At 64.9% G+C, this 20,768-nt stretch carries 20 protein-coding genes; 12 read left to right on the top strand and 8 right to left on the bottom strand.

Annotation, left to right across the window (positions count from 1 at the left end):
• Nucleotides 1-9 precede the first annotated feature (9 nt).
• Nucleotides 10-1,521, top strand: coding sequence for a Ppx/GppA phosphatase family protein (locus tag AC1ROT_RS01855; protein ID WP_492997032.1), 1,512 nt, complete (start codon nucleotides 10-12; stop codon nucleotides 1,519-1,521).
• Between the two features lie 3 nt (nucleotides 1,522-1,524).
• Here AC1ROT_RS01855 and rnd read toward each other — a convergent pair whose 3' ends face one another.
• Nucleotides 1,525-2,688 (bottom strand): ribonuclease D, encoded by a 1,164-nt coding sequence (gene rnd, locus AC1ROT_RS01850; protein ID WP_492997031.1) that lies wholly within the window; start codon nucleotides 2,686-2,688, stop codon nucleotides 1,525-1,527.
• A gap of 147 nt (nucleotides 2,689-2,835) precedes the next feature.
• Between rnd and aspS the strand changes: the two genes are divergently transcribed.
• From aspS to lipP1, 3 genes are all read left to right on the top strand, one after another.
• Nucleotides 2,836-4,626, top strand: coding sequence for an aspartate--tRNA ligase (gene aspS, locus AC1ROT_RS01845; RefSeq protein ID WP_492970436.1), 1,791 nt, complete (start codon nucleotides 2,836-2,838; stop codon nucleotides 4,624-4,626).
• Nucleotides 4,627-4,643: 17 nt separating this feature from the next.
• A complete protein-coding gene (locus AC1ROT_RS01840) occupies nucleotides 4,644-5,291 on the top strand; it encodes a MarC family protein (protein ID WP_492970437.1) in 648 nt (215 codons plus the stop codon).
• A gap of 71 nt (nucleotides 5,292-5,362) precedes the next feature.
• Nucleotides 5,363-6,325, top strand: a complete 963-nt coding sequence (gene lipP1 / locus AC1ROT_RS01835) for a LipP1 family hormone-sensitive lipase (protein ID WP_492970438.1) — start codon at nucleotides 5,363-5,365, stop codon at nucleotides 6,323-6,325.
• An 8-nt stretch (nucleotides 6,326-6,333) separates the two neighbouring features.
• On the opposite strand, the gene AC1ROT_RS01830 is transcribed toward lipP1, so the two are convergent.
• Nucleotides 6,334-6,816, bottom strand: a complete 483-nt coding sequence (locus AC1ROT_RS01830; RefSeq protein ID WP_492997030.1) for a CAP domain-containing protein — start codon at nucleotides 6,814-6,816, stop codon at nucleotides 6,334-6,336.
• A 53-nt stretch (nucleotides 6,817-6,869) separates the two neighbouring features.
• Between AC1ROT_RS01830 and AC1ROT_RS01825 the strand changes: the two genes are divergently transcribed.
• The gene (locus AC1ROT_RS01825) at nucleotides 6,870-7,607 is read left to right on the top strand and encodes a tellurite resistance TerB family protein (protein ID WP_492997029.1); all 738 of its coding nucleotides are present in this window, start codon (nucleotides 6,870-6,872) and stop codon (nucleotides 7,605-7,607) included.
• Nucleotides 7,608-7,613: 6 nt separating this feature from the next.
• Here AC1ROT_RS01825 and AC1ROT_RS01820 read toward each other — a convergent pair whose 3' ends face one another.
• Both AC1ROT_RS01820 and AC1ROT_RS01815 read right to left on the bottom strand, forming a co-directional pair.
• Nucleotides 7,614-8,873, bottom strand: coding sequence for a hypothetical protein (locus tag AC1ROT_RS01820; RefSeq protein WP_492997028.1), 1,260 nt, complete (start codon nucleotides 8,871-8,873; stop codon nucleotides 7,614-7,616).
• Nucleotides 8,874-9,083: 210 nt separating this feature from the next.
• The gene (locus tag AC1ROT_RS01815; RefSeq protein WP_492997027.1) at nucleotides 9,084-12,740 is read right to left on the bottom strand and encodes a vitamin B12-dependent ribonucleotide reductase; all 3,657 of its coding nucleotides are present in this window, start codon (nucleotides 12,738-12,740) and stop codon (nucleotides 9,084-9,086) included.
• A gap of 232 nt (nucleotides 12,741-12,972) precedes the next feature.
• Between AC1ROT_RS01815 and AC1ROT_RS01810 the strand changes: the two genes are divergently transcribed.
• The 5 genes from AC1ROT_RS01810 to AC1ROT_RS01790 all read left to right on the top strand — a co-directional run bounded on the left by AC1ROT_RS01810 (nucleotide 12,973) and on the right by AC1ROT_RS01790 (nucleotide 15,599).
• Nucleotides 12,973-13,515 (top strand): DUF2059 domain-containing protein, encoded by a 543-nt coding sequence (locus tag AC1ROT_RS01810; protein WP_492970444.1) that lies wholly within the window; start codon nucleotides 12,973-12,975, stop codon nucleotides 13,513-13,515.
• Between the two features lie 10 nt (nucleotides 13,516-13,525).
• Nucleotides 13,526-14,125 (top strand): HD domain-containing protein, encoded by a 600-nt coding sequence (locus tag AC1ROT_RS01805; protein ID WP_493001122.1) that lies wholly within the window; start codon nucleotides 13,526-13,528, stop codon nucleotides 14,123-14,125.
• A 122-nt stretch (nucleotides 14,126-14,247) separates the two neighbouring features.
• Nucleotides 14,248-14,592 (top strand): NADH:ubiquinone oxidoreductase subunit NDUFA12, encoded by a 345-nt coding sequence (locus AC1ROT_RS01800; RefSeq protein ID WP_492970446.1) that lies wholly within the window; start codon nucleotides 14,248-14,250, stop codon nucleotides 14,590-14,592.
• A gap of 33 nt (nucleotides 14,593-14,625) precedes the next feature.
• Nucleotides 14,626-15,156, top strand: coding sequence for an outer membrane lipid asymmetry maintenance protein MlaD (mlaD, locus tag AC1ROT_RS01795; protein ID WP_492970447.1), 531 nt, complete (start codon nucleotides 14,626-14,628; stop codon nucleotides 15,154-15,156).
• Nucleotides 15,157-15,173: 17 nt separating this feature from the next.
• On the top strand, nucleotides 15,174-15,599 hold the full coding sequence (locus tag AC1ROT_RS01790) for a DUF2155 domain-containing protein (RefSeq protein ID WP_492997026.1): 426 nt from the start codon (nucleotides 15,174-15,176) through the stop codon (nucleotides 15,597-15,599).
• On the opposite strand, the gene aat is transcribed toward AC1ROT_RS01790, so the two are convergent.
• From aat to aroQ, 4 genes are read right to left on the bottom strand one after another with little or no spacing between them, the layout of a single operon-like run.
• Nucleotides 15,536-16,207: a leucyl/phenylalanyl-tRNA--protein transferase gene (gene aat, locus AC1ROT_RS01785; protein ID WP_492997025.1), complete on the bottom strand. Its 672-nt coding sequence runs from the start codon at nucleotides 16,205-16,207 to the stop codon at nucleotides 15,536-15,538. The two genes, AC1ROT_RS01790 and aat, sit on opposite strands and share 64 nt — an antisense overlap.
• Nucleotides 16,208-16,238: 31 nt before the next feature.
• Nucleotides 16,239-17,582 (bottom strand): acetyl-CoA carboxylase biotin carboxylase subunit, encoded by a 1,344-nt coding sequence (gene accC, locus AC1ROT_RS01780; protein WP_492970450.1) that lies wholly within the window; start codon nucleotides 17,580-17,582, stop codon nucleotides 16,239-16,241.
• Between the two features lie 19 nt (nucleotides 17,583-17,601).
• Entirely contained in the window at nucleotides 17,602-18,087 is a 486-nt protein-coding gene (gene accB / locus AC1ROT_RS01775; RefSeq protein ID WP_492970451.1) for an acetyl-CoA carboxylase biotin carboxyl carrier protein, read from the bottom strand.
• Nucleotides 18,088-18,123: 36 nt separating this feature from the next.
• On the bottom strand, nucleotides 18,124-18,600 hold the full coding sequence (gene aroQ / locus AC1ROT_RS01770; protein WP_492997024.1) for a type II 3-dehydroquinate dehydratase: 477 nt from the start codon (nucleotides 18,598-18,600) through the stop codon (nucleotides 18,124-18,126).
• A 350-nt stretch (nucleotides 18,601-18,950) separates the two neighbouring features.
• Here aroQ and AC1ROT_RS01765 point away from each other — a divergent pair, with 350 nt between their 5' ends.
• On the top strand, nucleotides 18,951-19,637 hold the full coding sequence (locus AC1ROT_RS01765; RefSeq protein ID WP_492997023.1) for an MBL fold metallo-hydrolase: 687 nt from the start codon (nucleotides 18,951-18,953) through the stop codon (nucleotides 19,635-19,637).
• 96 nt (nucleotides 19,638-19,733) lie between these two features.
• Nucleotides 19,734-20,768, top strand: coding sequence for an aldo/keto reductase (locus AC1ROT_RS01760; RefSeq protein ID WP_492970454.1), 1,035 nt, complete (start codon nucleotides 19,734-19,736; stop codon nucleotides 20,766-20,768).

Genomic DNA, 20,768 nt, shown 5'->3' with positions numbered 1-20,768 from the left:
GAAAGCCGCGTGGCCGTTGCGCAGACCCTGACCAAACCCGTTTCCGCCCAGTCGGCTCTGCCCTTCGGCGTTATCGATGTCGGTTCCAACTCCGTACGCCTGGTGGTGTTCGGCGAGCCGTTGCGCTCGCCGATCGCCATGTTCAATGAAAAGGTGCTCTGCGGCCTCGGCCGTGGATTAAGCCAGACCGGCGCGCTGGACGGCGAGGGCGCCAAGCAGGCGCTGCTGGCGATCCGGCGCTTTGCCGTGCTGGCGCGCCGCATGGATGTGCGGTCCTTGCGCATCGTTGCCACCGCGGCCGTGCGCGATGCCAGCAATGGCGCCGCTTTCGTCGAGCAGATCGAGCGCGAGACCGGCGAGACGGTGAGCGTGCTGACCGGCCAGGAAGAGGCGACCTTCTCGGCCTACGGCGTGCTGTCGGGCATTCCCGATGCCTGCGGCGTGATGGGCGACCTGGGCGGCGGCAGCCTGGAACTGGTGGCGCTGGACGGCACCAGGCTGGGCGACAGCATCACCCTGCCGCTCGGCCCGCTGCGCATTGCCAACCTGGATTCCTATCCCGTCGTGAAGGCCTATATCGACGAGAAGATCGGCGGCGTGCCCTGGCTGAAAAAGTGGAAGGGCAAATCGCTCTATGCCGTCGGCGGCTCGTGGCGCGCTATCGCGCGTGTGCATATGGCGCAGAAGCACAGCCCGCTGCATATCATCCACCAGTATACGCTGGGCCGCAGCGAGGCCGCCGACTTCACCCGCCTGATCGCCAAGCAGAGCAAGGAATCGCTGGCCCGCGTCGAAGGCGTGCCGCGCCGGCGCCAGGACGTGCTGCCGCTGGCCGCGCTGGTGATGCGCCGGCTGCTGAAATTCCTCGAACCCAAGGATGTGGTCTTCTCGGCCAACGGCCTGCGCGAGGGGCTTGCTTACGCCTTGCTGAACGAGCGCCAGCGTGCCGAAGACCCGCTGCTGGCCTTCTGCACCCATATGGCGATCCGTGAAGGCCGGTTCGGCGAGCATGGCGCCGAACTCGACCGCTTCATCGCGCCGCTGTTCGACCGCGACCAGCCGCCGCGCCAGCGCATCCGCATGGCTGCCGCCGTGCTGTCGGACACCGCCTGGCGCGTGCATCCCGATTATCGCGGCGAGCAGTCGCTGGGCGTGATCCTGCATGCGCCCTTTGGCGCCATCACCCAGGCCGAGCGTGCCCTGCTGGCGCTGACGGTGTTCACGCGCTACACCGGCACGGCCAGCGATCCGGTGGCGGCGCCGGCCTGGCAGCTGCTGAATGCCGAAGAGATCGAATATGCCCAGCGCATCGGGCTCGCCCTGCGTCTGGCGCAGACCCTGTCGGCCGGCGTGCCGGGCATTCTGCCGGAGTGCAAGCTGCGTCCGAACGGCAGCGGCATCGTGCTGGAGTTGCCGGCCCAGCATGCGGTGCTGGATGGCGAGGCAGTGCAGCGCCGCGTGGAGGCCCTGGCGAAAGCGCTGGGCCGCAATGGCGAAGTGCGGATCCTGAAAGCCCGCTGACGATTACTTCAGTTCGACCAGCTTGATGCGGGTGCCTTCGGCCGCCAGCGCCAGCTCACCATGCTTGAGCCGCAGGGCGTCGTTGCCGAACAGCTCGCGGCGCCAGCCCCGCATGGCGGGAACATCGGCATTGTCATCGGCGGCGATCTTGTCGAGGTCGGAGGAATTGGCCAGCAGCTTCTGCGCGACATCATGGTCGTCGCATTTCAGCTTGAGCAGCACTTTCAGCAGTTCGACCAGGGGCCCGATGCCGCGCGGCAGTTCCGGCTCGCGCTCCAGCACCGGCCAGGTGTTCTTCGGGCTGGCCAGTTTGGCGGTAATCGCGGCCAGCAGGCCGGTGCCCATCTTGCCCTCGGCAAAGCCCTTTGACAGGCCGCGCATACGCTCCAGGTCGTCGGCCGATTTCGGCGGATGGGCGGCGATTTCCATCAGGGTTTCGTCGCGGATGATGCGCTGGCGCGGGATATCGCGGTTGCGCGCTTCCACTTCGCGCCAGGCCGCGGCGGCCTGCAGCACGGCGAGATACTCACTCTTGGTGGTGCGTGGCTTGAGCCGCTTCCAGGCATTGTCCGGCGCCACCTCGTAGGTGGCGGGATCGGCCAGCAGCGCCATCTCGTCGGCCAGCCATTCGACCCGGCCGGATTTCTGCAGCTTGGCGTTCAGCTTCTCGTAGATCTTGCGCAGATGCGTCACGTCGCCCAGGGCATACACGACCTGCTTTTCGGTCAGCGGCCGGCGCGCCCAGTCGGTGAAGCGCGAGGACTTGTCGACCTGGGCGCCGGCCAGCTTGGCCACCAGTTGCTCATAGCTGACCTGGTCGCCGAAACCGCAGACCATGGCGGCGACCTGGCTGTCGAACAGCGGGGCCGGGACCTCGCCCATCAGCTTGGTGAAGATTTCCAGATCCTGCCGGGCGGCGTGAAACACCTTCAGCACGGCCTTGTTGCGCAGCAGCGCGAACAGCGGCTCCAGGTCCAGGCCCTCGGCCAGGGGGTCGATCACCCGCGCCTCGTCGGGTCCGGCCAGCTGGATCAGGCAGACCTTGGGCCAGTAGGTGGTCTCGCGCATGAACTCGGTGTCCACGGTCACGTATGGTGTCGTGGCCAGGGAGGCACAGAAACGGGCAAGGTCTTCGGTGGCGGTAATCGGGGCGGGATCGGCACGCATGTCCGGTCAGATAGCATGCCCGGGCCGTCAGCCCAATGGCCGGTTGCGGGCAGGATGCGGAAATTCCGGCCGGATCGGTCTTGACTTTCGGGCCCCAACCGGGCCTGTTCCCCCTTTGATTTCCTCAGCTTTTCGACGGATTTGGCGATGTCCCGTTACCGTACCCATACCTGTGGTCAGCTCCGCCCCGAACAGGTCGGCAGTGAAGTGAAACTTGCCGGCTGGGTCCATCGCAAGCGCGACCACGGCAACCTGCTGTTCATCGACCTGCGCGACCATTACGGCATTACCCAGTGCGTCGCCCAGAGCGGTTCGGACGCCTTCAAGCAGATGGAAGCGCTGCGCTCGGAATACGTGGTCAGCGTCACCGGCAAGGTGGTGGCCCGCACCGGTGACACCGTGAACCCGAACCTGCCGACCGGCAGTGTTGAAGTGGTGGTGGCGAGTATCGAAATCCTGGGCGAGGCGGCCGACCTGCCGATGCCGGTATTCGGCGAGCAGGAATATCCGGAAGACATCCGCCTCAAGTATCGCTTCCTCGACCTGCGCCGCGAGCGGCTGCACAACAACATCATCCTGCGCTCGAAGGTAATCTCTTCGATCCGCCGCCGCATGACCGATCAGGGCTTCATGGAGTTCCAGACCCCGATCCTGACGGCCAGTTCGCCGGAAGGTGCGCGCGACTTCCTGGTGCCGAGCCGCATGCATCCGGGCAAGTTCTACGCCCTGCCGCAGGCGCCGCAGCAGTTCAAGCAACTCATCATGGTCTCGGGCTTCGATCGTTATTTCCAGATCGCGCCCTGCTTCCGCGACGAAGATGCGCGCAAGGATCGCAGCCCGGGCGAGTTCTACCAGCTCGATGTCGAGATGAGCTTCGTCGAGCAGGATGACGTGTTCAACGCCGTCGGCCCGGTGATCCATGGCGTGTTCCAGGAATTCGCCAACGGCCGCGACTGCGGTCCGCTGGAATTCCCGCGCATCCCGTATCGGGAGTCGATGCTGAAATACGGCTCCGACAAGCCGGACCTGCGCAATCCGATCATCCTGGCCGACGTGACCGAGGTGTTCCGCGGTTCGGGCTTCGGTGTCTTTGCCCGCAACATCGAGAACGGCGCCGTGGTGCGCGCCATTCCGGCGCCGGGCGCGGCCGGCCGTCCGCGCAGCTTCTTCGACAAGATGAATGACTGGGCGCGCCAGGAAGGCGCCGCCGGCCTGGGTTACATCATCCTCGACAACGGCGAGGCCAAGGGGCCGATCGCGAAGTTCCTCGATGCCGACCGCATCGCCCTGCTGAAGCAGCTCGGCAACGTGAAGGATGGCGATGCCATCTTCTTCGCCTGCGACAAGGAACTGCCGGCCGCCAAGCTGGCCGGCCAGGCCCGCATCCGCATCGGCGACGAGCTGGATATCTGCGAGAAGAACGTCTTCAAGTTCTGCTGGATCGTCGACTTCCCGATGTTCGAGTATAACGAGGACGACAAGAAGGTCGATTTCAGCCACAACCCCTTCTCGATGCCGCAGGGCGGCCTGGAGGCGCTGAACACGCAGGACCCGCTGACCATCAACGCCTATCAGTACGACATCGTCTGCAACGGCGTGGAGCTGTCGTCGGGCGCGATCCGCAATCACAAGCCCGAAATCATGTACAAGGCCTTCGAGATCGCTGGTTACGGTCCCGACGTGGTCGAGGACAAGTTCGGCGGCATGCTGAATGCGTTCAAATACGGCGCCCCGCCCCATGGCGGCATCGCGCCGGGCATCGACCGCATCGTCATGCTGCTGGCGGATGAGCCGAATATCCGCGAAATCGTGCTGTTCCCGATGAACCAGCAGGCGCAGGATCTGATGATGCAGGCGCCGAGCGAAGCGACGATGAAGCAGTTGCGCGAGCTGCATATCCGCGTGGTCGCCCCCGACCTCGAGAAGAAACCTTCGTGATGTAAGGCAAAGCGGCCATGCTCGATCCTCTCGACTATGTCCGCTTTGCCGTCACGCTGTTCTCGATCCTCGATCCTTTCGCGGCCATCCCGCTGTTCCTGATGCTGACCGGCGACCGCTCGCGCGAAGAGCGGCGCAGCACCGCGCGCACGGCGGCGCTGGCGGTCTTCGTCATCCTGTTGGTGGCGGGTTTCTCGGGCGACCTGATCCTGCGTCTTCTGGGCGCCAGCCTGCCGGCCTTCCAGGTCGGCGGCGGCATCGTGCTGTTCCTGATGGCGCTCAGCATGATCAATGCGCGCATGAGCCCGCAGCAGCAGACCCCGGAAGAGCATGCCGAGGCGACGGGCAAGTCTGGCGACGAGCGTGCGGCTGTGGGTGTGGTGCCGCTGGCCATGCCATTGCTGGTTGGCCCGGGCTCGATGTCGGCCACCATCATCTATATGGAGCGCGGCGCCGGCTGGCAGCACAAGAGCTTGAGCGTGGCCGTGCTGGCGCTGATCTGTGTCAGCATCTGGGTGGTGCTGCAGCTGGCCCGTCCCATCGGCGACCGCCTGGGCCAGACCGGGATTAACATCCTCAACCGCATTTTCGGCTTGCTGCTCGCCGCAGTAGCGGTTCAAATCTTTGCCAGCGGTCTGCGCGGCCTGTTTCCGGCCCTGGGCTGATCCGCCGCGCGGGAGTTTTCCGCCGTATTCAGCGTTGCGTCTAACGAACAACAAAAGAGAACAGCCTCGCCATGCTCGATACCGAAGCCAAGAATTTTCTCGATGCCGTGAAGCTTGCCGGCCGTCCCGATGTGGCCACGCTGACGCCGCCGGAAGCGCGCAAGATGTACAGCGAGACCCGCGCCGCGGTGACGCCCGAGCCGCCGGAGATGTCGGAAGTCGACAACATCGCCGCGCCCGGCCCGCATGGCCCGATCCCGCTGCGCTATTACCGGCCGGCCGGCGCCGACAAGAAAGAGGCGCTGCCGGTGCTGGTCTTCTACCATGGCGGCGGCTGGGTGATCGGCGATCTCGACACCCATGACGTGGTCTGCCGCAGCCTGGCCAGCGAGACGCGCTGCGCCGTGGTCTCGGTCGATTACCGCATGGGGCCGGAGCATAAATTCCCCGCTGCCGTGGACGACGCCTATGCGGTGGCTGCCTGGGTGGCGACCGAGGCCAAGCATCTGCGCATCGATCCGCGCAAACTGGCGGTCGGCGGCGATTCTGCCGGCGGCAACCTCGCTGCCGTGGTCTGCCTGCTGGCGCGCGATAAGGCGGCGGCCGGCGAGGCCGATGTGCCGAAGATCGCCTACCAGTTGCTGATCTATCCGGCCACCGACATGCATATGCAGACCGGCTCGCATGACCGCTTTGCCAAGGATCATCTGCTGACGCGCGCCAGCATGGACTGGTTCCAGCAGCAGTATCTGAGCGACATCGCCGACCGCGACGACTGGCGCGCCTCGCCGCTGCGCGCCAAGAGCCTGGCGCATCTGCCACCGGCCTATGTTCTGGTCGCCGGCCACGATCCGCTGCGCGACGAGGGCGAGGCCTATGCGAAAGCGCTGAAGGCCGCCGGCGTGCCGGTGGTGTTCCGCGAGTTCCCCGGCCAGATCCACGGCTTCGTGGTGCTGGGCAAGGTGCTGCCCCAGGCCGGCGAGGCGATTGCCGAAATGGGCACGGCGCTCAAGCTGGCCTTTGGGTTGGGGTGAGCTGAGCGCTACTCCCGACCCAGTACCAGCACCCACAGGCTCCGCCGCAGTTCGGTCGGATCGACCCGCGTCTCGGCGCCCATCTCGGTGACGCCGGGATGCAGTAGGTTGCGGCGGTGGCCCTCGCTCTGCATCCACAGCCGTACGACCTCCGCCGCATCGCAGCCGCAGAGCGCGATGTTTTCCGCGCCGGCCCGATAGCGATAGGCCACACGCTGCAGGCGCAGGATCAGGTCGCTGCCGTCGCAGCCGTCATGCGACAGTTTTCCGCAGCTCTGTAAATCGGCGGTATGTGCCGCCGCCGCTGTCGCCAGCCGCGTATTCCAGCCGAGCGGTGCAAGGCTGTTGGCGGCGCGCACCGCATTCACCTGGAACAGCAGTTCGGTCTGCCAGATCGCATCCATCGCTGCGGCCGAAGGAATGCGGCCAAAACATGACAGCAGCAGCACGATCACGCAGAGATGAAAGCGCGTGGCATCTTGAATACGCAAAGGATATTTCCGATCTAGCGTCCTGCAACTCATACACGGAGGCTAGACGAGCGATGATCGACGCGAAATCCCTGCTGGACCAGTTTCTCGGCGGCAACAGTGTCAATTCTGGTGGCAAACCGCAGGGCGGCAGCGCAAATTTCGGTGATCTCGCCAAACGCGGCCTCGATACGCTGGGCGGCGGCAAGGGTCTGGCAGTCGGCGGCCTGCTCGGCCTGCTGGTCGCTAACAAGACCGCGCGCAAGACCGCCGGCACGGTGGCGGTCTATGGCGGCGCGGCGGCCCTGGGCCTGCTGGCCTGGCGCGCCTTCCGCAATTACCAGGATGGGCAGAAGGCCGGCACGGCGCCGGTGGCGCAGCCGACCGATATCGCCAATGTCGATCCGAAATACCTGCCCTCGGCGGCGCCGGCCAGCAATGGCCAGCCCTTCGAACTGGCGCTGATCCAGGCGATGATCGCCGCGGCAAAATCCGATGGCCATTTCGATACGGTGGAGCAGGGCCGGCTGTTTGGCGAGATCGAGCGCATGGCGCTGGATTCGGAAAGCAAAGCCGCGGTCTTCGACCTGCTGGCCAAACCGGTGAGCGTCGATGCGATTGCCGCTGCGGCGAGCAACGAAGAACAGGCGGCCGAGCTGTATCTGGCCTCGCGCATCGCCATCGACCCGGATCATCCGGCCGAGCAGGCGCATCTGGCGGCGCTGGTGCAGAAGCTGCAGCTGCCGCCCGATCTGGTGGCGCATCTCGACCGTCAGGTGATTGCCACCCAGGCCGAGGTCAAGGCGGCGTAAGCGCCGTCAGGCGCGGAGATAGCTGGAGAGGCCCTGGCCCATACTGCCGCCGCCACCGAACAGGCTCAGCAGGAAGGACGTGTTGTTGGCACGCATCACCTGCTGCATCAGGCGGTAGTTGTAGGCGCCGCCGCTGTTGTAGGGGTCTTCCTTTTCCTTCTTGGCCTTTTCAGCGGCTTCCGCCTTGGCCTTTTCCGCCACCACCTTGGGATCCTTGGGGTCGACGGGAATGGCGCTGCTCGGCAGATACTGTTTCAGTTCGGCAAAGGCCGCGCGCTGTTCGTTGGTGGTATAGGCCTTGGTCTCATCATAGACGATGGCGTTCAGCTCTTCGCGGGTCAGGCCCTTGAAGGGATTGTCGGTGCTCCAGCCATTGGCGAAGCGGGTGGCCAGCCGGGCGCGCTCGACGCGTTCGGGCGTGCCGGTGACGGTCTCGTTGTTGGCGGCCAGCTTCTGGGCCATGGTCAGCGTCGTGGCTGACTTGGCCAGCACGGATTTCTCCAGCTCGTCGCGTTTGGTCAGGGCGGCGCGGCGCTCGTTGATGGTGTAGTCGCCACCGTCGTTGGCGATCACGGCGGTGAGTTCGTCGCGGGTGAGGGCGGCAAAGGGATTGGCGCCCTTGCCATTCAGGAAGTCGGTGGCCTTCTTGGCCGCGGTCAGCCGTTCCGGCGTGCCGGATTTCGGCACTTCCGCGTCGGCGGTCTTTTTCTCGAATTCGCTCTGCGGCACCAGGCTGTCCTTCATCAGCACGAAATCCTGGCGGGCGAATTCGCTGTAGGCGGCGCGGCGTTCGTTGGTGGTGTATTTGCCATCCTTATCGACGATCACGGCGGCCAGTTCGGCCGGCGACTTGCCCTTGAAGGGATTGGCGGCCTTGCCGTCGATGAAATCGCTGGCCTGCTGGGCGGCGGCCTTGCGCGCGGTGTCGGCCTCGGTCTCGCCGGTCAGCGGCGGCAGCGCCTTGTCGGCTTCCTCGGCCTGCTGGGCGCTGGTCAGGAAGATGGCCGAGAGAATCTGCTTCATCTTGCCAGTGATCAGGTCTTCCTCATCCGGCGTGGCGGTGGCCGCAGCCTGCTCGGCCAGCACCTTCAGGGCGGCCGGCGACAGCGTCACTTCCACGCCCAGATCCTGGCGCAGGTCGGTGGCGACCATGACCGGCTTTTTCACCGTCTCGCCCGAAGCCGTGTCGGGCGTCGTGGTCGTCGGTTTGGCGGTACCGGCCAGGATGGTGCTGGTATAGCCGTAGGCCGAGGTAATCGAGGTCATGGCGGAATCCTTTGCTGCTGGCAGACTTGCAAGCGGCAGGCCATCCAAATCCCTGTTTAAGCTATTGAAATATCGTTGCGATTTATTGCTGGGGCCCGGCAGGGTCTGCCGGCCCGGCAAAAGCTGCCGGGACAAAGAAAAGCCCCGGCATCCTTTGGGATGCCGGGGCGGGCCGGAGGAGAGACCGGCGGGTATCTTGCGGGCAGCCGCCTATGAGCAACCGGTGGTGCCGCCGCAGCTGTCGCATTTCAGGCAGGTGCCATTGCGCACCAGGGTGAAGTTGCCGCATTCGGGACAGCTGTCGCCCTCATAGCCTTTCATGCGCGCCAGCGAGCGCTGCTGCGCCATGCTGGGGGCGCCGTTGCCACCGCCCATTGCGGCGACAGGCACATCCATTTCGGCATGGATATGCGTGTCGGTGGTGACATGCATCATCGGGCCATCCGTGCCGGTGGCCTGCAGTTCCGGCGCCGGCGCGCGATTCTGGCCGCCCTTCAGCACATAGAGGTTGGAGCGGATATAGCCGGTGGAGGCGACCTTGATCTGCTCGTGCTCGACCTTCACCTTCTCGGAGGCCGGCAGCTCCTTGGCGCCCAGCGCATCGTGGCGTAGGTCTTCCGGCTGCACATGGGCCAGGTCGGTGCGGCCGAGGTAGCTGATCGCCAACTCGCGGAACACATAGTCGAGGATCGAGGTCGACATCTTGATGACGTCGTTGCCTTCCACCATGCCCGAAGGCTCGAAGCGGGTGAAGGTATAGGCATCGACGAACTCTTCCAGCGGCACGCCATACTGCAGGCCGATGGAGATGGCGATGGCGAAGTTGTTCATCAGGCTGCGGAAGGCGGCGCCTTCCTTGTGCATGTCGATGAAGATCTCGCCCAGCTTGCCCTCGTCATATTCGCCGGTGCGCAGATACACCTTGTGCCCGCCGACGATGGCCTTCTGGGTATAGCCCTTGCGGCGCAGCGGCAGTTTCAGGCGGCCGGCGATATGCTTCTCGACGATGCGCTCGGCGATGATCTGGGCGCGCGCGGCTGCCGGGGCTTCCGCCACCTGCTCGGCAATCGTCTCCATGGCATCGACATCATCGTCCAGCATCTGCGCCTGCAGCGGCTGGCTCAGCTTGGAACCGTCGCGATACAGCGCCATCGCCTTGCAGCCGAGTTTCCACGACAGCATGTAGGCCTGCTTGCAATCCTCGACGGTGGCGAGGTTTGGCATGTTGATGGTCTTGGAGATCGCGCCGGTGATGAAGGGCTGGGCCGCCGCCATCATGCGGATATGGCTTTCGGCCGAGAGGAAACGCACGCCGTCCTTGCCGCAGGGATTGGCGCAGTCGAACACCGACAGGTGCTTGTCCTGCAGGTAGGGCGCGCCTTCCACCGTCATGGCGCCGCAGCAATGGAGATTGGCGGCGGCGATTTCGACGCTGCTGAAGCCCAGCGCCGTCAGCAGGTCGAAGGCCGGATCGTCGAGCTGGGCGTCGGTGAAGCCGAGTGCCTTGCAGGTATCGGTGCCGAGCGTCCAGCGGTTCAGCACGAACTTGATATCGAAGGCGCCGGGCAGGCCGGCCTCCACCTTGGCGATGGCGGCAGCGCCAAGGCCGCGCGCCGCCAAGGTCTCGTGGTTGATGCCGGGCGCGCCATCCAGCGTGCCATGACCGACGGCATAGTCGATGATGCCCTTGATCTGGCCGTCGTTGTAACCCAGCGTCTTCAGCGCCAGCGGCACGGTGCGGTTGATGATCTTGAAATAGCCGCCGCCGGCCAGCTTCTTGAACTTCACCAACGCGAAGTCCGGCTCGATGCCGGTGGTGTCGCAATCCATCACCAGGCCGATGGTGCCGGTCGGTGCGATCACGCTGACCTGTGCGTTGCGATAGCCATGCTGGGTGCCCAGTTCCAGCGCGCGGGTCCACACGGTTTCCGCGGCGGTCAGCAGGGCCGCATCGGGGCAGCTGGCATGATCCAGCGGCACCGGCGGCGTGGTGAGGCCGTCATAGCCGAAATGGTCGCCCTGGGCGGCGCGGCGATGGTTGCGGATCACCCGCAGCATGTTCTCGGCATTCGGCGCATAGCCGGGGAAGGGGCCCAGCTCGCCGGCCATCTCGGCCGAGGTGGCATAGGACACGCCGGTCATCAGCGAGGTGATGGCGCCGCAGAGCGCGCGGCCGGCTTCGGAGTCATACGAGAACCCGCAGGACATCAGCAGGGCGCCGAGATTGGCGTAGCCCAGGCCCAGCGTGCGGAACTTGTAAGAGCGCTCGGCGATCTCCTTGCTGGGGAACTGCGCCATGAGAACGCTGATTTCCAGCACCACGGTCCACAGACGCGTCGCATGTTCGAAGCCGGCGATGTCGAACTTGCCATCCGCCTGGCGGAAGCACATCAGGTTCATCGAGGCGAGATTGCAGGCCGTGTCGTCGAGGAACATGTATTCCGAGCACGGGTTCGACGCATTGATGCGGCCGTCGGCCGGGCAGGTATGCCAGTCGTTGATGCTGGTATCGAACTGGATGCCCGGATCGGCCGATGCCCAGGCGGCATAGCCGACCTGTTCCCAGAGCTGGCGCGCCTTCAGCGTCTTCGCCGGCTTGCCGTCGTTGCGGCGGATCAGGTTCCAGTCGCCGTCCTGTTCCACGGCCTGCAGGAAGCCATCCGACACGCGCACCGAGTTGTTGGAATTCTGGCCCGAGACCGAAAGATAGGCTTCCGAATCCCAGTCGGTGTCGTAAGCCGGGAAATCGATGGCGGTGTAGCCCTGCTTGGCGAACTGCACCACGCGCTGGATGTAGTTTTCCGGGATCATCGCCTTGCGCGAGGCAAGGATCTCCTTGCGCAGCTGCGCATTCTTCTTCGCATCGAAACGCGCCTCGCCGCTGCCGAGCTGGCAGGCGGCCATGATGGCGCCCAGATGTTGCTGCGACAGCTTCGAGCCGGTGACCAGCGCCGCCACCTTCTGCTCTTCCTTCACCTTCCAGTCGATGAACTGCTCGATATCGGGATGGTCGATATCACAGATCACCATTTTCGCGGCACGCCGCGTGGTGCCGCCCGACTTGATGGCGCCGGCGGCACGGTCGCCGATCTTGAGGAAGCTCATCAGGCCCGACGACTTGCCGCCGCCCGAGAGCCGCTCGTTCTCGCCGCGCAGCTTGGAGAAGTTGCTGCCGGTGCCCGAGCCGTATTTGAACAGGCGTGCCTCGCGCACCCACAGGTCCATGATGCCGCCCTCGTTGACGAGGTCGTCCTGTACCGACTGGATGAAGCAGGCATGCGGCTGCGGATGTTCGTAGGCCGAGGCCGAACTGGTCAGCAGGCCGGTCTTGAAGTCCACGTAATGATGGCCCTGCGCCGGGCCGTCGATGCCATAGGCCCAATGGAGTCCGGTGTTGAACCATTGCGGCGAGTTGGGCGCGGCGATCTGCGCGGCCAGCATGAAGCGCATCTCGTCGAAGAAGGCGCTGGCGTCGTCTTCACTGTCGAAATAGCCGCCCTTCCAGCCCCAGTAGGCCCAGGTGCCGGCGAGGCGGTCGAACACTTCGCGGCCGCTGGTCTCCTGGGTGAAGCGATCTTTCTCGGGCAGACTGCTGAGCGCATCCGTGTCGGCCTCGCGGCGCCACAGGAATTCCGGCACGTCGCTTTCCTCGACCGGGCGCATCGCCACCGGCACGCCGGCGCGACGGAAATACTTCTGCGCCAGCACATCGGCGGCCACCTGGCTCCAGCCGGCCGGCACTTCCAGGCGATCGAGCTTGAAGACGCTGCTGCCGTCGGGATTGCGGATTTCGCTGCTGGTGGTTTTCCACTCCAGTCCGGCATAAGCATCCTGACCGGCCACCGTAAAATGCCGCTGAATACGCATTGCGTGATTCTCCCGCCGAACCTAATGAAATCAAAGCGTTGTTTCGGTTGGAAAACCCAATATCTGGTTACCAAACCCCCGCAACAGGCGCTAAATCTAGGGACCTCTCGTGAGTCGGAGCAAATGGAGAATATTAATTAATTCAGGATGGTTCTTTTTACGTTCTCTTGACTGGATTTCGCCATATTTAGGCTTATGACTATGACTCGTTGAGTTCTTCAGGATTCGCCCCATGCGCCCTCTATTGCTTGCTGCCGCCATGATTTTTTCCGCTCTCGTGGCGGGCCCGAGTCTGGCTCAGGACAAGGCCACCCGGGCGGCGGCCGAAAAGCTGATGACGACCATCGGCCTGGAGAAGCGCGTCGAGACCATCACCCAGCTCTATCTGAACTTCTTGCCGGCCGGCACCCCGGCCGAGCAGCAGCGCGCCGCCGAGTTGCGCCAGCGCGCGCCCAGTGCCGGGCCGCGCTTCCGCGGCGCCGTGGTCAATGCCGCCAGCCAGAGCTACACACGCGGCGAGATCGAGGCGCTGGACGGCTATTTTGCCAGCGGCGAGGGCCAGCGCCTGCTGACCACCGTGCTGACCCGTGCCGTGCTCGGCGTCGGCCAGAAGGGCGGCGTGAAGGCGGGCGACATCCTGCGCCCAGAGGAACTGCCGCTGGACAATCCGGCGCTGCAGGCTGCGGCGAAGAAATACCCGGCCTTCGAGAGCGTGGCGCGTGGCGAGTTGCAGAAGGAATTCGCCCAGGAAATCGCGCTGATCACGGCGCGTTGAGCGCGGCGTGATGGACAATCGCCTGGAGCAGCAGATCGGCTTCATTGTCGAGATCGACAAGCTGAAGACCATCCTGCGGCGCACGCTGATCATGGATGCGTCGCGGCGCGAGAATGACGCCGAGCATTCCTGGCATCTGGCCACCATGGCGCTGGTGCTGGCCGAATATGCCGAACCGGGCGTCGATATCGGCCGCGTGATCCAGATGCTGCTGTGGCACGATCTGGTCGAGATCGATGCCGGCGACACCTTCCTCTATGACGTAGCGGCGACCGAGGACAAGGACGCGCGCGAGCAGCAGGCCGCCGACCGGCTGTTCGGGATGCTGCCGGCGGAACAGGGCACGGCCTTCCGGGCGCTGTGGGACGAGTTCGAGGCGCGCGAGACCAAGGATGCGAAATTCGCCCGTGCCATCGACCGCGTGCAGCCGATGCTGCACAACTTCCACACGGAAGGTGGCACCTGGCGTGAATACGGCGTGACGCTGGACCAGGTGCTGGCACGTAAGAGCCTGGTGGCCGATGCCTCGCCGCGTCTATGGGCCTATGTGCAGGCGATGCTGGCGGAAGCCGTGCGGCGCGGGTATCTGGCGGAGAAAAAAGCCGGATAATCAAAGCCTTTCAGCCTGATACCGGGCTTCTGCCGGCCCAACCGGGACTTGCCCCCAGCCGCCCGCAATGCCATATTCCGGCTGTATTTCCAGCCGGATTCCCGGCCTGAGGTGGGCGTTTCATGAGTCTGATCGGCACCAAGCTTTTCACCTGGTGGAAGGGCGAGCACGTCGGCACCGACGGCTTTGGCAACCGCTATTTCCGTCTCAAGGACGGCAAGCGCAAGCGCTGGGTGCTTTACAACGGCCTGGCGGAAGCCTCCAAGGTGCCGCCGGAATGGCATGCCTGGCTGCATTACACGGTCGACGACGCGCCGATCCATGGCGTCGAGCACAAGCCGTGGGAGAAAGAGCATCTGCCGAATCTGAGCGGCACGCCTTACGCCTACCGGCCGCAGGGCAGCGTCGCCAAGGGCGGTCGCCGCCCCGCCGCGACCGGCGACTACCAGGCCTGGCAGCCTGAATAACGACGACAGCGCAGTCACAGGCAGGGGCAGGGGATGAACGGCAATCTGGTGGAGACGCTGATCGGCGCTGTGGTGCTGCTCGTCGCCGGTTTTTTCCTGGCCTTCGCCTATACCACCGGCGGCGTCGGCAGCAGCCGCATGTCCGGCTATGAGTTGCAGGCGCGCTTCAACCGCGCCGACGGTCTGGTGGTGGGCGGCGATGTGCGCATGAGCGGCATCAAGATCGGCACCGTGACCAAGCAGGCGCTGGATCCCAAGACCTTTGACGCCATCGTCAGCTTCAGCGTCGACAGCCGCTATCAGCTGCCCGAGGACTCTGCTGTGAAGATCGCGTCCGAGGGCCTGCTGGGCGGCAACTTCATCTCGGTCGAGCCGGGCGGCAGCAACACCACGCTGAAGCCGGGCAGCGAGATCAAGTACACGCAGGGCTCCGTCAACCTGATGGATCTGATCGGCCAGGCCATCTTCAGCGCCACTGGCGCTGGTGGCGGCAAGGACAAAGAGAAGAGCGGCGGCGATGCCGAGCTCAACCCGCTGCAGGGCATCGCGCCCAAGGCCAACTGACCGTCAGAGAGTTTTTCGTGCGCGCGTTCCGTCGTCTTCTGCTGGCCGTCGCGCTGCTGATCGCACCTGCTGCGCATGCGCAGATGCCCGATCCCATGCCGCAGTATCCGTCCACGCCGATGCCGGTCGTGGTGCTGCAGGGCCTGGATAAGATCACCGCGCGCATCTACACCTTCGAGGCGCCGGTCGACCAGACCATCGGCTTCGGCACGCTGAAGGTGACGCCGCGCACCTGCCGCAAGCGCCCGCCGGAATATCCGCCCGAAAGCATGGCCTTCCTCGAAATCGTCGAGCAGCGGCCCGAGCAGGAAGCCAATGCGCTGTTCAAGGGCTGGATGTTCGCCTCCAGCCCCGGCCTCAACCCGCTGGAGCATCCGGTCTACGACGTCTGGGTGATCGACTGCAGGATCAGCGCCGCCGGCGCATCGCCGCGTAGGCCGTAGAAATCCGCACGCCGCGGCAACGCGTCGTACAGCAGGTCCAGATACTGCTCGCGTTTGATCTCCACCGCGCCGAACTGCGCCAGATGCGGCGTGACGAACTGCGTATCCAGCAGGGTGAAGCCGCCGGCCAGCAGGCGGCCGATCAGATGCACCAGCGCCACCTTCGATGAATCGGTCGCGCGGCTGAACATGCTCTCGCCGAAGAAGGCGGCGCCCAGATGCACGCCATAGAGGCCGCCGACCATCGCGCCGCTGTCGTCCCAGCATTCGACGCTGTGGGCAAAGCCCAGACGATGCAGCTGGGTATAGGCCTCGCGGATCGGCGTGTTGATCCAGGTGTTGCGGCGCTGCATATGCTCTGTCGGTTCGGCGCAGGCCGCCATCACGCCGGGGAAATCGGTATCCACAGTGACGCGGAAGGTCTCACTGCGCACTTTGCGCGCCAGCTTGCGCGGCAGGTGAAAGCCATCCAGCGGAATGACGCCGCGATATTTCGGATAGACCCAGTAATAACCGGGATCGTCGGCCGCATCGGCCATCGGGAAATAGCCGCGGGCATAGGCCTGCAGCAGCAGTTCGGGGGTGAGCGGTTCGGGGCGCGTGCTCATGCGGAAGAGCTAGGACGCGCCCCGGCCAAGATCAGCCCTGCCTGGCGATAAATTCTTCCAGCCAGTGGATGTCGTAGGCGCCATTGACGAAGTCGGGCTCGTTGATCAGTGCCAGATGCAGCGGGATCGTCGTCTCGATGCCGCCGATCACATATTCCTCCAGCGAGCGGCGCAGCCGCATCAGGCATTCGTTGCGGCTGGTGCCATGCACGATCAGCTTGCCGATCAGCGAGTCATAATGCGGCGGAATTTGGTAGCCGGTGTAGAGCGCAGAGTCGACACGAACGCCGAGCCCACCGGGCGCGTGATAATCGGTGACGCGGCCGGGCGAGGGCGCGAAGGTGCGCGGATTCTCGGCATTGATGCGGCATTCGATGGCATGGCCGCTGAACTTGATGTCGGCCTGGCTGTAGCCCAGCGGCGCGCCATCGGCGATGCGGAGCTGTTCGCGCACCAGGTCGAGGCCGGTGATGGCTTCGGTCACCGGATGCTCCACCTGCAGGCGGGTGTTCATCTCGATGAAGTAGAATTCGCCATTCTCGAACAGGAATTCGATGGTGCCGGCGCCACGGTAGTTCAGCTTGGCGATGGCCTTGGCGGCGATGTCGCCGATCTGCACGCGCTGGTCGTCGTTCAGCGCCGGCGAGCGGGCTTCCTCGAGAACCTTCTGGTGGCGGCGCTGCAGCGAGCAGTCGCGTTCGCCCAGATGCACGGCATTGCCCTGGCCGTCGCCGAAGATCTGGATCTCGATATGGCGCGGACGGGCGAGATATTTCTCAACGTAAACCTGGTCGTTGCCGAAGGCATTGCGTGCTTCCGAGCGGGCCTGCTGCAGCGCCGGACCGAATTCGGCCGGGGAGCGCACCACCTTCATACCGCGGCCGCCGCCGCCGGCGGTGGCCTTGATCAGCACCGGATAGCCCATGTCGGCGGCAAGCTTGAGCCCCTGCGCCTCGTCGTCCACCGCGCCCTTCGAGCCGGGCACCACCGGGATGCCGAGTTCACGCGCCGCTTCCTTGGCGGTGATCTTGTCGCCCATCAGCTTGATATGCTCGGAGGTCGGGCCGATGAAGGTGATGCCATGGGCTTCGACGATCTCGGCGAACTTGGCGTTCTCCGACAGGAAGCCGTAGCCGGGATGGATCGCATCGGCGCCGGTGATCTCGGCGGCCGAGATGATGGCGGGGATGTTGAGGTAGCTCTGGCTGGACGGCGGCGGGCCGATGCAGACGGACTCGTCGGCGATGCGCACATGCATCGCATCGGCATCGGCGGTGGAATGCACGGCGACGGTGCGGATACCCATCTCGCGGCAGGCGCGATGGATGCGGAGCGCGATCTCGCCGCGGTTGGCGATCAGCACCTTGTCGAACATGATACGCGGCCCTGTCCCGTTACTCGATGACCAGCAGCGGCTGGCCGAATTCGACCGGCTGCTGGTTCTCGATCAGGATGCGCGCGACGCGCCCGCCCTTGGTGGCGGTGATCGGGTTCATGGTCTTCATGGCTTCGACGATCAGCACGGTCTGGCCGGCAGCCACGCTGTCGCCCACCTTGACGAAGGGCGCCGCACCCGGCTCGGGCGAGGTATAGACGGTGCCGACCATCGGCGACTTCACGGCACCCGGATGGCTGGCATCATCGCTTGCTGCCGGCGCAGCGCCGGTGGCAGCAACGGCTGCTGCCGCGGCCGCAGCGGCAATCGTGGGCGCGGGGGCGGCGGCATAGACCGGCGCGCCGGCCTTGGTGACGCGCACCTTCAACGGGCCTTCGCCCCACTCGATCTCGGTCAGGCCGGTTTCGTTCAGCAGGTCGGCGAGATCGCGGATCATCTGCTGGTCGATGCGGCTGTCCTTGGCTTTATCCTTGGGCGCGGCCATGCGCTACTCCTGTATTCGCGAGACGAAGAAAACGGTTCAGACGATATCGGCCAGCGCTTCGAGCGCCAGCACGTAACCCTTGGGGCCGAAGCCGCAGATCATGCCCCTGGCCGCGAGCGACACATAGGAATGATGGCGGAAGTTTTCACGGCGGTGGATGTTGGACAGATGCACCTCGACGCAGGGCGTCTCGGCGGCATTGATCGCATCCAGGATGGCGACGGAGGTATGGGTATAGGCGCCGGCATTCAAGACGATGCCAGCAGCCTTGGTGCGGGTCTCCTGGATCCAGGTGACCAGCTCGCCCTCGTAATTGCTCTGGCGGAACACGATGGGCAGGCCCAGCCGCTTGCCGGCGGCCTGGCAGAGCTTTTCCACATCGGCCAGCGTGTCGCGGCCGTAAATCTCGGGCTGGCGCAGGCCCAGCATGTTCAGGTTCGGACCGTTCAGCACATAGATGACGCGCGGCCGCTTCGCCGTCGTTTTTGCTGCGGATTTCCGTGGCGTTGCCATGCGATTCCATCGCCGTTCGTTGACCAGACCGCCTGCCGTACACCATCGCACAGCAGGGGGCAACCCGTTGATCGCGCTGGGAGCCGGTGGCCTGTGGACAGCTTTCGGCCGGCTCCCATGTTCGCGGGATGTTTCACGTGAAACAGGGTTTTGCGCAGCGGTCTTTTCTCTGGCCGGATGGCGGAAAACCGCCGCACGCAGGCCGGTACGATGGGCGGCCGTCGGGCATCGCAACGCTTCATTTCGCTTCGTTTCTGGTTACAGTAGATTATGAAATAAATACCGCCCCTTTATGAGGGTATTATGCGGTGACAATTGCCTTGGCGGCGCCGGCCGGTTAATCCGGAGCCATGACCGTCCCAGACCCCGCCGACCAGCCCGTGCTGCATGTCGAGATCAATCCCGTCACGCCGTTCCAGCAGAACTGCTCGCTGATCTGGTGCCCGCAGACCATGCGCGGCGCGCTGGTCGATGCTGGCGGCGAGCCCGAGATGCTGCTGGCCGCGGTCGCGCGCCAGGGCGTGACCCTGGAAAAGCTGCTGGTCACCCATGGCCATCTGGATCATGCCGGCGCGGTGATGGAGATCGCCGAGCAGCTCGGCCTGCCCATCGAGGGGCCGCATGAGGATGACAAGTTCTGGATCGACGGCATGCCGGCGGCGGCCAAGCAGTATGGCTTCCCGCCCAGCCGCAGCTTCACGCCGACGCGCTGGCTGCAGCATGGCGATGCGGTGACCGTGGGCAACCTGGTGCTCGACGTCATCCACTGTCCGGGCCATACGCCGGGCCATGTGGTGTTCTATCACGGGCCATCGAAGGCGGCGCTGGTGGGCGACGTGATCTTCCAGGGCTCGGTCGGCCGCACCGATTTTCCCAAGGGTAATGCGGCCGATCTGGTGCGCTCGATCCGCGAGCGGCTGTTCCCGCTCGGCGACGACATCACCTTCGTGCCGGGCCACGGGCCGTTCTCGACCTTCGGGCAGGAGCGCAGCAGCAATCCGTATGTGTCGGATCGCGCGCTGGGGATCGCCGGCTAGTCCATTATACCTAGGTTTGGTCCCGCCATATGCAGGTCCGATGGAGATGCGCAGCGCAGCACCCTACCTTTCGTGTGCATATCGAAAGGAACTGCCATGCGTTACCGGATTTTCGGCCAGACCGGCCTGCGAGTTTCCAGCTTTGCCCTCGGTACGGGCAATTTCGGCAAGGGCTGGGGCTATGGTTCCGACCGCGCCGAGGCGCAGGCGATCTACGCGCGCTACCGTGAAGCCGGCGGCAATTTCATCGATACAGCGGACCAGTACCAGTTCGGCCAGTCGGAAACGATGGTTGGCGAATTCATTGCTGCCGAGCGCGACGATGTCGTACTGACGACGAAATACTCACTCGGTGACAGCCCGGCGGCAGGTTTGCAACGCAGCGGCAACAGCCGCAAGGCGATGGTGCAGTCGGTGGAGGCCAGCCTGAAGAGGCTGAAGACCGACCGTTTGGATCTGCTCTGGGTGCATATGCCCGATGGCGTCACGCCGGTCGATGAAATTGCACGCAGCCTGGATGACCTGATCCGTGCGGGCAAGATTCTTTACGCCGGGTTGTCGGATTTTCCGGCCTGGCGCGTGGCTACGGCAGTGACGCTGGCGGAACTGCGCGGCTGGACGCCGGTTTCCGCCGTTCAGCTGGAATACAGCCTGGTCGAGCGTACGGCGGAGCGCGAATTGCTGCCGATGGCCGCGGCTTTCAATCTCGGCGTGGTCGGCTGGTCGCCGCTGGGGGGCGGGCTACTGACCGGCAAATACCGCAAGGGCGAGACCGGTCGCGCGCAGGGACTGGGGGCTGTGATCCATGCCGAAAGCGATGCACGCAAGACCGCGACGGTGGATGCGGTGCTGGCGGTGGCGCAGGAAACCGGTCATTCGGCTGGGCAGGTGGCGATTGCTTGGGTGCTGGGGAAGGGTACGCTGCCGATCCTCGGTCCACGCACGCTGGCGCAGCTCGACGACAATCTGGCAGCCTTTAATGTGACGCTGACGCCGGCGCAGATCGCCCGGCTGGACGAAGCCAGTGCCATCACGCTGGGTTTCCCCTTCGATGTGGTGGCGGGCACGGCCGGACCGCTCGCTGGCGGCAAACCCGAGTTGGTGGATGCACCAGTGCGGGCTGTGCGTTGA

The organism is Ferrovibrio sp. GW821-FHT12E11 (genome assembly GCF_058806975.1).
The sequence above is the reverse complement of the archived record's forward strand: the minus strand, read 5'-3'. Positions and strand labels throughout refer to the sequence as shown.